Below are 13375 nucleotides of genomic sequence, written 5' to 3' on the forward strand. Positions count from 1 at the left end.
ACCTTTCAAGAAATTGAAAGGTTTTTTATTTTTATCAAAACTTAAAAATGCAAGAACTGCCTTTGTCTTCAAAACTGAAGTACATCTTTTCAATTCCCGTTATTATTTCAGCCCTGGGCTATTTCGTAGATATTTATGACCTGCTTTTATTCGGGATTGTAAGAATTCCGAGTTTGAAGGCTTTGGGTCTGAATCCTGATGCCGACGGAACCTTTATCCTGAACTGCCAGATGGTCGGCCTTCTTATCGGCGGTGTTTTCTGGGGGATTTTTGGAGATAAAAAAGGAAGACTTTCCGTACTTTTCGGCTCCATATTGGTGTATTCCCTGGCCAATATTGCCTGTGGATTTTTGCCCTATTTTCCAAAAGAGCATCTGGTGTACCAATATGCAGGATTAAGGTTTATTGCAGGGATAGGACTGGCCGGAGAGCTTGGAGCCGGAATTACCCTTGTTTCCGAAAGCCTGCCAAAGAATCTCAGAGCCATCGGAACTTCTGTCGTGGCCGGTTTCGGACTGATGGGAGCCGTTGTGGCGCAACTCACCGTAGAGTTGGCCGGAGGATGGAATATCTCCTACATCATCGGCGGAATTATGGGAATCATGCTGCTGATTCTCAGGGTAAGTGTTTCAGAATCCGGAATTTATAAAAATTTAGAGCATAAAAGCGTCTCCAAAGGCAATTTTATTTCCTTCTTTACCAATAAAGAACGTTTCGTCAGATATCTTAAATGTATAGCGGTGGGATTGCCTACATGGTACTGTATAGGGATTCTGGCTGTTTTAGCCAACCAATTTGCCCCTGAACTGGGGATTAAGGATCTCAACCCCGGAAAAGCTATTATGTGGGCTTACGTAGGCATTTCTGTCGGCGACCTGATGAGCGGTTTTATTTCCCATGCTCTTAAATCCCGTAAAATGGCTATTTTTTATATGCTGCTCTTCACTATAATAGGAGTGGCGATTATGCTGTTTGGGAATACCGATTCAGAAACAAAATATTATATATTCTGTGTCTGGCTGGGACTGGGAACCGGTTATTGGGCCATGTTCGTAACCCTGGCAGCAGAGCAGTTCGGGACCAATATCAGAAATACGGCGACTACCACCGTTCCCAATATGGTAAGAGGTTTGGTTCCTGTTATGATCCTGGCATTTGATCTTTTAAAAAATAATTTCACGGTCATTATAAGCGCGGCAATTGTGGGAGCTGTTGTCTTTGGGCTGGCCTTTTACTCATCCCTGACCATCTCGGAAACCCACGATAAGGATCTGGAATTTACAGAATAATTAAAACTGTTTAAGAAATATTATGATTACATTTTGCGTTTATAATGTAATAAAAGTACTTAAATCAAGGTGTTATTAAAATTTTAATTAATTATGTTGCGAATAATTAATATTTGTTTAACTTTGGAAAGTAACCAAACTATATTGTTTAATCTCTAAATCAAATCACATGAAAAATGCTAAAAAGCTAAAAAAGGAAGATCTTAAAAACATTACAGGAGGCGTAAGCGGACCTGTTGATTTATCTAAATGCGGATGCAGCTGCTCAGGTTCCGTTACAGGACCTTATTACTGCGTACAGTATATAGCCTGTCCACAGGTTTACAACTGTCTTGATTAATCCGGTTTAGACTTATTTCAGTAAGGAATAAACATTTCCACATTTAATACGCAAAAGCCTTTTGGATCTTCCAAAAGGTTTTTGTCTTTGAACTAAGCTTATCAATCTTAACTGATAATATAAAGAAGACTGCCAACACTGATAGTAATCCATAAAATAACAGCTACGGCCAACGGTTTGATCCCTATTGTTTTTAAAGTTTGAACCGAAAGAGTAGTCCCGATAAAGAACAGGGTAAGATTTAATCCTGATTTGGCCAGCGTTGTTACAGAACTACTGAAACCATCAAAAATTGGAAAATAAGTATTCACTAAAATTGCCAGGATAAACCATCCGATAAACCATGGAATTTTAACCTTAGATTCTTTATTTTTAAAAATAAACATGGTGATCACAGAAACCGGGATAATCCATAAGGCACGGGCTAATTTTACGGTTGTAGCGATTTTTAGAGCCTCATCCCCATACTTTCCGGCTGCTCCAACCACAGAACTGGTGTCATGAATTCCTACTGCACACCACAGCCCGAACTGTTCCTGGGAAAGCTGCAGCAGATGCCCGATAGCCGGATATACAAACAACGCTATGGAATTTAAGGTAAAAACAATGGCCAGCCCCAGAGAAATTTCTTTTGTACCGGGCTTTATGATAGGAGAGACGGCAGCAATGGCACTTCCACCGCAGATTGCAGTTCCGGCTGAGATCAGATAAGCGAGTTTTTTCTCAAGTTTGAATACTTTTCCTAAAAAATATCCAAGAATCATCACCGTTAAAATACTAGCAACCGTTAAAAAGAATCCGGTTTTTCCTGCCTGTAACGCTTCATCAAGCTTAAGTCCGAAACCCAGCCCTACAATGGAAATCTGAAGGAGAAGATGAATGTATTTATGAAGATGCTGTTCAAAGGGATTTCCTACCAGCATTGCCAAACCAAAACCCAGAAGCAATGCTATTGGAGAAGAAATAAGCGGAGTGAGACACACCACAGCAAGTATAATAAAAATAATTTTTCGTGTCGTTTCATTTTGGATGAAGCCTTTCATAAATAAGTTTTAAATAAGACTCCAAAATTCCGGAAATTAGTATTACAAAGTAAATTGTATTTTATTATAATGGATAACTTTTAGTTATGAGTTGCGTGTTAGTAAAAGGGTTTGAGAGTAATAGAGTTTGAGGGTAAATGAGTATGGCTTTAATTATCGAATATTGGCTTTGATTTTGAGCGAAAGGTAAGGTTTGAGAGTAAACAAGTTAAAATGGTCTCTGTTGCTGGCTATAATTGTAGCTAAAAATTCACCACTCACTTGCGAAGCAAATTCACCATTCACAATAACACCTCAATCAAAAGGCTACAAGCTAATTTACGACTACCATTCCTGCAACCTGCCACCTACCATCTGCCACCTAACTCCTCACAAATCTAAGGAAAAGCCTAATCATTTCAGACTGATCTCCCTTCGGAAGGATAAAGTGGAAATTTCTTTCAATGCTGAAGTTTTTAATATCCACAATGGTCAAAGTATTGATTTTCAGTTCATTCAAAATAGTGCTGATCGACAGAAATGCCATACAATCTGAGTGTAAAAGATAGTTTTTAATGCTTTCGCTGCTTCCGAGCTGCATGACGATATTCAGCTCTTCGAGGTTAATTCCTTTCTCCTTTAAACGGTTTTGGATAAATTCCTGGGTGCCGGAGCCCTGTTCGCGGAAGATCAGATTTAAATGATAAAGATCTTTCAGGCTTAATGTTTTATTGGCCATAGGATGATCTGCTTTTGCTGTGAGAACGATTTCGTCAGGTCTGAAAATCTTATAGTCAAAAAAAGAGGATTGGGATTCGCCCTCGATAATTCCCAGGTCAATTTTTCCCTCCTTCAGAAGTTCGGAGATCATTTCAGTGTTATGGGCAATCAGCTCAATTTTAATATCCTTGTAATAGGAATTGAATTTCGCCAGTATTTCGGGTAAAACATATTGGGCAACACTGGTGCTGGCTCCAATGATCAATCTTCCTTTATGCTGTTCGTTGACTTTACTGATTTCAAATTCAAGGTCGCGGTAGATATTCCTGATCTTTTCTGCACACTCATATAAAATTTTTCCACTTTGGGTAAGCTGTACAGAAGTTCCTTTCCTGTCAAACAGTTTGGTACCCAGCTGGTTTTCAATTTCTTTGATATGTTTGGTGACTGCCGGCTGGGAAATATGAAGTTCTTCAGAAGCTTTTGTAAAACTCAGTCTTGAAGCGGCTGTATGAAAAACTTTTAATCTGTAGTCAAACATTGGGGAAGCTTATGGTTATAACAAGTTTTGGGTTTCGGGATTCGGGTTTTGGGTTAAAAGGTACAACTATTAGGATTAAGTAGAAATATATGTGATAAATTTTAATGGGTATTTTATTTAAACTCTAAAACTTTCTAATCTCAAACTGAATCGCATCATCCAATCCCGAAACCTATATTCCTCACTTCGAAACCGAAACCCGCACCTCGCACCCCGCACCCCGTTACAAATCCGAAACAGACCTTTCCCGGTCACTTTCGTACCTCCTGTTTTTTGCTTCTCCGATCTTTTGTTTTGTATAAATACTGTTGTGACCGGAAAGCAGATAAGAAACCACACAGGCAATAGCGATGTAAACACCGCTTTCTGCTCCGAACAGTTCAATTCCCATCAGCATACAGGCCAGTGGAGTATTGGTAGCTCCTGCAAATACAGCTACAAAACCCATCCCAGCAAGCAATCCGAACGGTAGGGGAATAAATAGTGATAAGGCACTGCCTAGCGTCGCCCCGATAAAAAATAAAGGAGTGACTTCCCCGCCTTTAAATCCTGCTGAAAGGGTGGCAATGGTAAAGATCATTTTTAAGGCAAAATCGTATATGGGAAGCTGTTTTTCAAATGATTCCAGGATGACGGGAATACCCAGCCCGATGTATCGGGTCGTTCCCATTGCAAAAACGGCAACGGCAATGATAATTCCACCAATCACCGGCCGAAGCGGAGGATATTTTATATTGGATTTAAAAATGGAGCCTGTCCAGTGAAGAATCCTGCTGAAAGATGCTGCACAGATCCCAAAAATAATTCCTGCCAGGACACTGTATAAAACAGGTAAAAATTCTAATTTAGGGATAAGGTCTATGTGATAATGAGTATGTTTTACATTCCATAGACTGGTAACCAGATCTGCAAAAACAGCAGAGGCAAAGGCCGGAAAAATAGCATTGTACCGTATTTTTCCGATCAGGAAAACTTCCAGACCAAAGACCGCGCCGGCCAGAGGGTGCCGAAAACCGATCCGAAGCCCGCAGCGACTGCAGCAATTAACAATGTTTTTCTTTCTTCTTTATCAAGCTTAAAAGGTTTGCTGAGCTGGTCTGCAATAGCTCCCGCCATTTGAAGTGCCGTGCCTTCACGGCCTGCCGAACCACCGAAAAGATGAGTAATTATAGTTCCCACATAAACAAACGGCGCCATTTTAAAGGGAATAATCTCTTTCGGATCATGGATATTGTTGATGAGCAGATTATTTCCTGCTTCAACATCTTTTCCGGAATAATAGTATAAAAGTCCGATAAGAAACCCAGCAGCGGGAAGGAACGCGATCAGCCACAGATGATTTTCCCTGAAGGCGGTCGCCCATTCCAGAGACGTAAGAAACCCTGCAGAAGCGGTACCTGCCAATGCTCCAATAATGATACTGATGCACAGCCATTTTAAAATATACGGTAAGGACGGATATTTCCTGAAGAAAAACCGGGTATGAAAAATTGCTTTTCTGCGTATTGTTCTTTGATTTTCTGACATAATAATCCTGATAAGTTATTGGTTAATAATCTCTTAATCAGGCGTCATCAGCTTCTGTAAAGCGGTTGGGTAAGGAAGAGCACCATTTCCTTTTATGAGGCAAATATAGTTATTATTTTAAAATGATTTAATTTTTATAATGAACAGCTTTATTAATTTCAACCGGGTTATTATATTTTCTTATAATATCCTGCATGCTTTTTACCTGGGTATTCAGCTCATCAATAGAATGTATTTCTTTTCCTCCGATGTTGATATTTAAATTGCTGTTTGCTGATTTGCTGAAATTGGTTCTCTCAAAAGAAAAAGGATCATTATAAAACTCCAGTAAAAGCTTTTGTTTTTGCTTTTCATTTATAGGGATGGCTTTGTTTCCAAAATTGGATTCCAGAAAATCATCGGTAGGATAGAGGTCCGGAAGTTCCTGGCTTTTTACAAGATGATAGATGAAATTCTTTTTTGAATCGGATATTTCAAAAACTAATCCCGGAAGTCCGGAAAACTTAAAGGGACCTTCATTGAAAGGAATATCTTTATTAAACCAGGCAATCCAGTTTCTTCCGCCGAATGTTGCCGTTGCTTTTTGTAAGGTATACTGCTGAACCTGTTTGGTTTCATGAGAGATATTCCAGTTGATTTTATCTGTGGTTTTAAAAGAATAATACCCGAATTTAATGTTGATAAAGTTCTCATTATCAAAAGTGTTGATCTTTCTTTTGACAATCTGCCCCGTCATATCAACATGTCTGTTATCCATATTCCCGAATTTTTTGTTCAGGGAATCTGCGATCAGAAGATTGCGCCCATAGAACTTTACTTCTTTGGAATTGATATCCAGATTCATATTAAACTTTTGATAATCGGCTTCTGTGGAGTCCATTTTTAATTGAAGCTCATAAACGAACCGATGGGTTTGAGAGCTTAAAGAAACTATGATCAGCAAACCAATGAGGGAGGAAATTTTTTTCATGACGGCAGTTTTTTGATAAGTTTATTTAAAATAGGGATGATCGATAATATATTTTTTGCTGATGGCAATACTTTCGAAAATATCTTTATCGCTTGAATCCTGCTCTAAAAACCAGTGTTTGAGGCCTGCTTTTTCTTTGGCTTCAAAAATTCTTTTAAAATTGATGGTCCCGTTCCCGATTTCTGTAAAATCTTTTGTTCCGGCCTGCATATCTTTTACGTGCCACAGGGGAAAACGCCCGGGGTATTTTTCAAAATAATCCAGCGGATCAAGTCCTGCCTTTGAAATCCAGTATAAATCCAGCTCCATTTTTACAAGGTCAGATGATGTATTGTTTAAAATAAAATCATAGACATTTTTATCATCTTCAAATTTTTCGAACTCAAAATCATGGTTGTGATAGGCAAACTGAATTCCTGCTTTCCGGGTAATTTCACCGGATTTTTCAAATAATTCAGGAAGCTTTTTATAATGCTCAGCAGTTCTTTCTTCAGGAAAAAGATAGGAGCAGACCATATACTCCGAGCCGATAAAATGCAGGTCTTCTACAGATTTTTCCCAATTATACAGTAAAGTGCCCTGGTCTTTATGGAGCAGTCCTGTCGTGTGGTGTGAGCTGATGACTTTCAGGCCGTTCTGTTTAAGAATTGATTGGAATTCTGTCCTGCTTTTTCCAAAGAATGTCCCGTTATATCCATAGATTTCCAGTTCTGTAAAACCCAAAGCTGCCAGTTTTTCCAAAGCTTTTTCAAGGTTATCCGAAACAGCATCCCGAACGGTGTAAAGCTGTATGGCCAAAGGTTTCTTACTCCCCGGTTTAGAAATTCCACAGGAATATAAGCCCAGAAGCCCCAGAGATGAAAGTTTGATGAAATCTTTTCTGTACATAGGCTATAAAAAAGGCTTCATTTCATCCTCAATCTGTGTTCTCAGGTTCATCAGTCTTTTGGCATACTCTTCCTGCTGTTTTTCCTCTTCTGTTTCAGGAACCCATGTTGGTACCGGAAGCTTCTTACCGTTTTCATCTACTGCTACAAACACAATAATACAGTGTGTTTTCTTATCAAAAGTAGGCTGCTTAAGATTTCTGGAAAAAACATTGATGGAAATATGCATGCTGGATTTCCCGGTATAAATAACCTGTGCATCCACTTTTACCACTTCCCCGATCTTAATCGGTTCATAGAAACGGATACCGCCTACATAAACCGTTACGGAATAATTTCCGCTCCATGTTGTGGCACAGGCATAACCTGCCTGATCAATCCATTTCATAACGCTTCCTCCATGTACATTTCCTCCATAATTCACATCCGAAGGCTCTGAAATAAACTGAAAAGTAATAGGTTTGTTCTGCATCTTTATAAAATTTGAATAAAGTTATTTAATAATTTCCAGAATTTTGGATTAAATCCTACTTTTGAAAGACAAAACTTCAATGAAGAAGGAAATTTAACAATAACAGATTTAAAAGTAATAATGAAGAAAGTATTTTACCTTAATACATGCGATACCTGCAGAAAGATTTTAGCACAGTTTGACCTTACTGACTGGGAACTCAGGGAGATTAAAAAAGAGCCTGTTACCAAGGAAGAACTGGCAGCGATGCACAAGAAAACAAAGTCGTATGAAGCTTTGTTCAGTAAAAAATCGACCCAGATCAAATTAAGAGGACTGGACGTGAAATCCCTTGGTGAAAAGGATTTTAAAGAACTGCTGCTGGATCATTATACCTTTTAAAACGTCCTGTTTTTCTTACCGACAATGAAATTTTTGTAGGAAATGATAAGAAAAATGTAGAGGCTTTACAAGAATTCTTTGGAGTGAATGAATGAAATATTTGATTTCCATATTGCTTTTTGCTTCTTTAAGTTTCTATGGACAAACAGTTTATAGAACACCTTCAGGAACGAAATATCATTTATCATCATGCAGAATGGTAAAGAATGTTTCCTCAGGCCTTGAAGTAAGAGATGCGTTGGAAACCGGGCTACAACCCTGCAAAATTTGTAATCCTCCAAGGAGTAGCATTTATGGAATTGTTTCCAAACCTAAGAAAGTAAACGGGACAAATAAAGGAAACCAGTGTCTGGGCACAACAAAAGCAGGAACAAGGTGCAAGCATTATACCCGGATCGGAAATGATTATTGTTTTCAGCACACTCCTAAGTAATGATTTATTTTAAAATTACCAGGCTATGATTAAATGATGCCTGTAACCCCAAAAGAACTATTTGCTGTTGTGCAATTAAAAAAACAGGCTGTAAAAATTACAGCCTGTTTTTTTTTAATATTTTTTTTGAACAATTATACGAAAGGAGCTTTCACCACTTTTGCAGGAATGTTCTTGTTTCTTACCTGAATAAATATTTCAGAACCCAATTTGAAGTGAGGTTTGTCTACATAAGCAAGTCCTAAACCGATCTTTTTCATTGGAGACTGTGTTCCGGATGTTACTTTCCCGATTACGTTTCCTTCTGCATCTACTACAGGATAGTCGTGTCTTGGAACTCCTTTATCCTGAAGCTCAAAGCCAACTAATTTTCTTGTAACGCCTTCTTCTTTTTGCTTGGCAAATGTATCTTTGGAGACAAAATCCTTATCAAATTTTGTAATCCATCCTAAACCAGCTTCAATAGGAGAGGTGGTATCGTCAATATCGTTTCCGTAAAGGCAGAACCCTTTTTCCAGTCTTAAAGTATCTCTCGCGGCAAGTCCGGCAGGAATAATTCCTTCCGCTTCCCCTGCTTTGATGATAGCATCCCAAAGCTGTTCTGCATTTTCGTTGTTAAAATAAATCTCAAAACCTCCGCTTCCGGTATATCCTGTGTTTGAAATAATCACATTATTCACTCCGTCTACACTTCCTACTGCAAAATGATAGTAAGGAATCTCGGACAGATTGGTGTCTGTAAGCTTCTGAAGGATTTCCGTAGCTTTCGGACCCTGAACAGCCAATAACGACATATCATCAGAAGCATTGGTCATCTTAGCTCCAAAAGTGTTGTATTTTGATATATGATCCCAGTCCTTGTCAATATTTGATGCGTTTACTACTACAAAGTATTTGTCATCTTCCATTTTGTAAACGATAAGGTCATCCACGATTCCTCCGTTTTCATTAGGAAGACAAGAATACTGAGCTTTTCCGTTTTCCAGGGCATCTACATTGTTTGTTGTCACAAACTGTAAAAGATCTTTAGATCCGGGTCCTTCAATGAAAAACTGTCCCATGTGGGAAACATCAAACAATCCTGCCTTTTCTCTTACTGCAAAATGTTCTTCCGTTACACCAGAATATTGTACAGGCATTTCAAAACCTGCAAAAGGTACGATTTTAGCGCCCAAAGAAACGTGTTTATCGTATAAGGCTGTTTTCTTCATATTTAATTTTTATTTCTTTATTTTAAAGCTGTTGAAAGTTTCGTTAAAAAGGCTCATGTAATTTCCGTTCCAGAATTTCTGGCCGCAGTTGATAGAGATCAGATACAAATCTTTATTTTTCTGAAAAGCTTTGGTGATCCAGAATGTTTTTTCTTTTTCATCAAAATATTCGTAAAAATATTCTGTGTATCCTTTTTTGCCTTTGTTTTCTTTTATTTTGTTTTCCGGATCCTGAGATTTATACAGGGCCAGGATAAACTTTTTCATCTCTGCCTTGGGAAGATCCAGATCATGGTATTCCGAAATAGTGATAGCCCCGATCTCATTCGCAGGGAAAACATTCACAATGCCGCTGTCGTCGGTAGATTTCCAGCCTTCAGGGACATTGATAGAGTAGCCGGGAGTCTCATAAATTTTTGCTTTTTGGGCAAAGAACAGACTTGCCGATAAAAAAGCGGAGATCAATACTATTTTTTTCATCAGTTAAAAATGGTGTTTATATTCTTCAAGGATGATTTTGAACCATTCTGTAAAATTTTCCGGAGATTCAATCGTTTCCTGATCAAGATCTTTCATGGAAATAAACCTTACTTCCTCTACCTCTTGCGGATTTAAATTGAATCCAGCTTCATAGTTTCCTACAAAAACATGGTCGAGTTCATGCTCCCAAAGGCCGTTTCCTACATCTGCTTTATAGATAAAACTGAATTTTTCCGAAAGTTCAGTTTCAATTCCGAGCTCTTCCTTTACTCTGCGTCTGGCGCCATCGAAATAGGTCTCATTTTCTCTTGGATGAGAGCATACCGCATTAGTCCACTGATTGGGAGAATGGTATTTTCCCTGCGCTCTTTTCTGAAGGAGCATTTCACCCTTGCTGTTGAACAGGAATACAGAAAATGCACGGTGCAGAAGACCGTTGATGTGAGCCTGCTGCTTTTCCATAAGGCCCAAAATTTCATCTTCAGGATTTACTAAAACTACAAATTCTTCCATTTCTACAAATGTAAGCCTAATAAATGTATTTTGAAAATTTTTGGAGAAACATCATATTTTTAGAGATTGAAAGAGAATAGAGGTTATTATAGATTATAGATTACAGTAAAACTCCAGCTGAACATTCCCCTCCTCCGGAGGGGTGGATTTCAAAATTAAAATTTTGAAAGACGGGGTGGTTAAACAGAAAGAGACATTCTTAACCAAGGCTATAACCAAGCTTAAATGATAAATCATCAACCATTAATTAAAATCCTGTCATAAGAATTCAAAACATAATGGTCATTATTAAGAAAATAACATAAATAAGAAAAATTTTAATCAGAAATATTAAATTAATGAATAAAATATTTATATTATTCGCTAAATATGATTTTTTGTAGTAATTTATTAACTTAAACTCGATTTAATACTCCTGTTACCTATAAAAAGTGTAACTTTGCAACTCAAATTTTAATGATGGAATTAGAATACAAAGAGCATATAAGTCCTATTCTTAAGGACGGGGTAAAAAATTATTTAATAGACATAGACGGTACCATTACAGATGATGTCCCGAATGAAGAGCCTGAAAGAATGGTTACCTGCGAACCTTATCCTGATGCACTTGAAACCATCAATAAATGGTATGACGAAGGACATCAGATCTGCTTCTTCACTTCAAGAACAGAAAATCTGAAGCAGATTACCATCGACTGGCTGGATAAGCATGGCTTCAAATACCACAGTGTACTCTGCGGAAAGCCGAGAGGAGGAAACTACCACTGGATAGATAACCACCTGGTAAGAGCAACAAGATACAAAGGCAAATTTACAGACCTTGTAGAAAAGCAGGTTACCATTGAAGTTTTCAAAGAAGATTAAGAAAACATATACAGAGATTTAAAAATTAAATGATAAGTGTACGCACTCAAATTCTTTAATTTTTAAATCTTTTCACTTTTAATATCAAATTGTATTTATGAAAGTTTTAGCAAACGACGGTCTGGATCAATCTGGAATTGATGCTCTGGCTGAGAAAGGTTTTGAAGTGATCACCACAAAAGTTCCACAGGAATTTTTGGTGGATTACATTAATGAACATAAAATCCGTGCCCTGCTGGTAAGAAGTGCCACGCAGGTAAGAAAAGATATTATTGACGGATGCCCGTCTATCGAAATTATCGGAAGAGGTGGTGTAGGAATGGATAATATTGATGTAGATTATGCAAGAGAAAAAGGAATTCATGTGATCAATACCCCTTCTGCTTCTTCAGAATCGGTTGCTGAGCTTGTTTTTGCCCACTTATTTTCGGGAGCAAGATTTCTTCAGGATTCAAACAGAAAAATGCCTTTGGTAGGAGATACGGAATTTGCAGCCCTTAAAAAAGCCTATACTGCCGGTATCGAATTAAGAGGAAAGACCATCGGAATTATCGGAATGGGAAGAATAGGACAGGAAGTTGCCAGAATCGCTCTTGGATTGGGAATGAGAGTAATTGCAGCGGACAATAATGTAGGAAGAGCAAGCATCAAAGTAAAATTCTACAACAACCAGTTCATTAATGTGGATATTGAGACAGAACCGCTTCAGGATGTATTGAAACATTCAGATTTTATTACACTGCATGTTCCTGCTCAGAAAGACGGTTATATGATCGGAAAGAATGAATTTGATATCATGAAAGACGGGGTTGCCATCGTAAACTGTTCAAGAGGCGGTGTTATTGATGAAACGGCTTTAATTGCTGCATTGGATGCAGGAAAGGTGAAGTTTGCAGGGCTGGATGTTTTCATCAACGAGCCTACACCTTCTAAAGAAATCCTGAATCATTCAAAGATTTCCTGACTCCTCACACCGGCGCTTCCACTTTAGAAGCTCAGGACAGAATCGGGCTTTCTCTGGCTGAACAAATCTCAAGCATTTTACAGATTCAATAATAGCTGAAAAAGAATAAAATAAAAAGCACCTCCGTTTTAGAGGTGCTTTTGTTTTATATATTGTTTTTACTTTTAAGAAGATCTCTGATTTCTGTCAGTAATTGCTGATCTGCAGTAGGTGCGGCAGGGGCTTCAGCTTCGGTCTTTTTCATTTTGTTAATCATTTTTACCATAAGGAAAACGACGAATGCAAGAAGTAAAAAGTTAATACCTACGGTCAGGAAATTTCCATAGGCAAAAATACTCGCTCCATCTACTTTTTTTGCATTTTCCAAAACCATTCCCGGCTTTACACCGTTATTCGGGTCAGAAAGTACAAGGTATAAACTGCTGAAATCCGGCTTACCTATCACAGCTCCTACCAAAGGCATAATAAGGTCATCCACAACACTCGTTACTATTTTTCCGAATGCTCCCCGATGATTACCCCAACGGCCAGATCGAAAGCATTGCCTTTGATGGCAAACTCTTTAAATTCTTTAACAAATCCCATAATTTATATTTTTTTAATTAGTATACACACAAAAATATAATTAAAAAATGTAAAAACGTTACTTTTTATAGTTTTTTACTCCTCAGTTGTTGAATTAATTGCTGCAATTCATTAGCTTTTTTAGTGAATTTATTCTTTTAGCTAATATTTTATTGTTGTCATCATTTAGACTGAGA

Annotated in this window: 12 protein-coding genes, 4 pseudogenes and 1 riboswitch; of the genes and pseudogenes, 6 read left to right on the plus strand and 10 right to left on the minus strand. The window is 37.9% G+C overall.

Annotated features, from left to right (window positions below; genetic code table 11):
• Positions 1-47 precede the first annotated feature (47 nt).
• On the plus strand, positions 48-1289 hold the full coding sequence (locus tag N4G44_RS06480) for an MFS transporter (protein WP_474925348.1): 1242 nt from the start codon (positions 48-50) through the stop codon (positions 1287-1289).
• A 169-nt stretch (positions 1290-1458) separates the two neighbouring features.
• Positions 1459-1629, plus strand: coding sequence for a hypothetical protein (locus N4G44_RS06485; protein WP_175547508.1), 171 nt, complete (start codon positions 1459-1461; stop codon positions 1627-1629).
• A gap of 107 nt (positions 1630-1736) precedes the next feature.
• Here the strand turns inward: N4G44_RS06485 and N4G44_RS06490 are convergent, their stop codons facing one another.
• The 6 genes and pseudogenes from N4G44_RS06490 to N4G44_RS06515 all read right to left on the minus strand — a co-directional run bounded on the left by N4G44_RS06490 (position 1737) and on the right by N4G44_RS06515 (position 7768).
• Positions 1737-2672 (minus strand): YeiH family protein, encoded by a 936-nt coding sequence (locus N4G44_RS06490; protein ID WP_474925350.1) that lies wholly within the window; start codon positions 2670-2672, stop codon positions 1737-1739.
• A 361-nt stretch (positions 2673-3033) separates the two neighbouring features.
• Positions 3034-3912, minus strand: coding sequence for a LysR family transcriptional regulator (locus N4G44_RS06495; protein ID WP_474925351.1), 879 nt, complete (start codon positions 3910-3912; stop codon positions 3034-3036).
• Between the two features lie 223 nt (positions 3913-4135).
• Positions 4136-5439 (minus strand): annotated as a pseudogene (locus N4G44_RS06500) (voltage-gated chloride channel family protein).
• Positions 5440-5470: 31 nt separating this feature from the next.
• Positions 5471-5538, minus strand: a riboswitch (Fluoride riboswitch).
• A gap of 28 nt (positions 5539-5566) precedes the next feature.
• Entirely contained in the window at positions 5567-6409 is an 843-nt protein-coding gene (locus tag N4G44_RS06505) for a GLPGLI family protein (protein ID WP_474925352.1), read from the minus strand.
• A 21-nt stretch (positions 6410-6430) separates the two neighbouring features.
• The gene (locus N4G44_RS06510) at positions 6431-7297 is read right to left on the minus strand and encodes a sugar phosphate isomerase/epimerase family protein (RefSeq protein WP_474925353.1); all 867 of its coding nucleotides are present in this window, start codon (positions 7295-7297) and stop codon (positions 6431-6433) included.
• A gap of 3 nt (positions 7298-7300) precedes the next feature.
• On the minus strand, positions 7301-7768 hold the full coding sequence (locus tag N4G44_RS06515) for an acyl-CoA thioesterase (protein ID WP_040996070.1): 468 nt from the start codon (positions 7766-7768) through the stop codon (positions 7301-7303).
• 120 nt (positions 7769-7888) lie between these two features.
• On the opposite strand from N4G44_RS06515, the pseudogene N4G44_RS06520 reads away from it, so the two are divergent.
• Both N4G44_RS06520 and N4G44_RS06525 read left to right on the plus strand, forming a co-directional pair.
• Positions 7889-8244, plus strand: a pseudogene (locus tag N4G44_RS06520) (arsenate reductase family protein).
• On the plus strand, positions 8241-8582 hold the full coding sequence (locus N4G44_RS06525) for a hypothetical protein (RefSeq protein ID WP_474925355.1): 342 nt from the start codon (positions 8241-8243) through the stop codon (positions 8580-8582). Before N4G44_RS06520 ends, N4G44_RS06525 begins: the two are co-directional and overlap by 4 nt.
• Positions 8583-8716: 134 nt before the next feature.
• Here N4G44_RS06525 and gcvT read toward each other — a convergent pair whose 3' ends face one another.
• The 3 genes from gcvT to idi are packed head-to-tail and all read right to left on the minus strand — an operon-like array spanning position 8717 to position 10786.
• Positions 8717-9793 (minus strand): glycine cleavage system aminomethyltransferase GcvT, encoded by a 1077-nt coding sequence (gene gcvT / locus N4G44_RS06530; protein ID WP_474925357.1) that lies wholly within the window; start codon positions 9791-9793, stop codon positions 8717-8719.
• A 9-nt stretch (positions 9794-9802) separates the two neighbouring features.
• Positions 9803-10273, minus strand: a complete 471-nt coding sequence (locus N4G44_RS06535) for a hypothetical protein (RefSeq protein WP_474925359.1) — start codon at positions 10271-10273, stop codon at positions 9803-9805.
• Between the two features lie 3 nt (positions 10274-10276).
• A complete protein-coding gene (gene idi / locus N4G44_RS06540; RefSeq protein WP_474925360.1) occupies positions 10277-10786 on the minus strand; it encodes an isopentenyl-diphosphate Delta-isomerase in 510 nt (169 codons plus the stop codon).
• 459 nt (positions 10787-11245) lie between these two features.
• Between idi and N4G44_RS06545 the strand changes: the two genes are divergently transcribed.
• A complete protein-coding gene (locus tag N4G44_RS06545; protein ID WP_040996424.1) occupies positions 11246-11650 on the plus strand; it encodes an LNS2 domain-containing protein in 405 nt (134 codons plus the stop codon).
• A gap of 97 nt (positions 11651-11747) precedes the next feature.
• Positions 11748-12706: pseudogene (locus tag N4G44_RS06550) on the plus strand (NAD(P)-dependent oxidoreductase).
• Between the two features lie 53 nt (positions 12707-12759).
• Here N4G44_RS06550 and mscL read toward each other — a convergent pair.
• Positions 12760-13199, minus strand: a pseudogene (gene mscL / locus N4G44_RS06555) (large conductance mechanosensitive channel protein MscL).
• Between the last annotated feature and the right edge of the window lie 176 nt (positions 13200-13375).

This window comes from Chryseobacterium sp. GTID13 (assembly GCF_056172655.1).

What these genes read in the sequence shown, in the direction of transcription:
- N4G44_RS06525 (WP_474925355.1), top strand. Translation starts at nt 8,241, where the DNA reads ATGAAATATTTGATTTCCATATTGCTTTTTGCTTCTTTAAGTTTCTAT.
- N4G44_RS06485 (WP_175547508.1), top strand. Translation starts at nt 1,459, where the DNA reads ATGAAAAATGCTAAAAAGCTAAAAAAGGAAGATCTTAAAAACATTACA.
- idi (WP_474925360.1), bottom strand. Translation starts at nt 10,786, where the DNA reads ATGGAAGAATTTGTAGTTTTAGTAAATCCTGAAGATGAAATTTTGGGC.
- N4G44_RS06480 (WP_474925348.1), top strand. Translation starts at nt 48, where the DNA reads ATGCAAGAACTGCCTTTGTCTTCAAAACTGAAGTACATCTTTTCAATT.
- N4G44_RS06505 (WP_474925352.1), bottom strand. Translation starts at nt 6,409, where the DNA reads ATGAAAAAAATTTCCTCCCTCATTGGTTTGCTGATCATAGTTTCTTTA.
- N4G44_RS06545 (WP_040996424.1), top strand. Translation starts at nt 11,246, where the DNA reads ATGGAATTAGAATACAAAGAGCATATAAGTCCTATTCTTAAGGACGGG.
- N4G44_RS06515 (WP_040996070.1), bottom strand. Translation starts at nt 7,768, where the DNA reads ATGCAGAACAAACCTATTACTTTTCAGTTTATTTCAGAGCCTTCGGAT.
- N4G44_RS06490 (WP_474925350.1), bottom strand. Translation starts at nt 2,672, where the DNA reads ATGAAAGGCTTCATCCAAAATGAAACGACACGAAAAATTATTTTTATT.
- N4G44_RS06535 (WP_474925359.1), bottom strand. Translation starts at nt 10,273, where the DNA reads ATGAAAAAAATAGTATTGATCTCCGCTTTTTTATCGGCAAGTCTGTTC.
- N4G44_RS06495 (WP_474925351.1), bottom strand. Translation starts at nt 3,912, where the DNA reads ATGTTTGACTACAGATTAAAAGTTTTTCATACAGCCGCTTCAAGACTG.
- gcvT (WP_474925357.1), bottom strand. Translation starts at nt 9,793, where the DNA reads ATGAAGAAAACAGCCTTATACGATAAACACGTTTCTTTGGGCGCTAAA.
- N4G44_RS06510 (WP_474925353.1), bottom strand. Translation starts at nt 7,297, where the DNA reads ATGTACAGAAAAGATTTCATCAAACTTTCATCTCTGGGGCTTCTGGGC.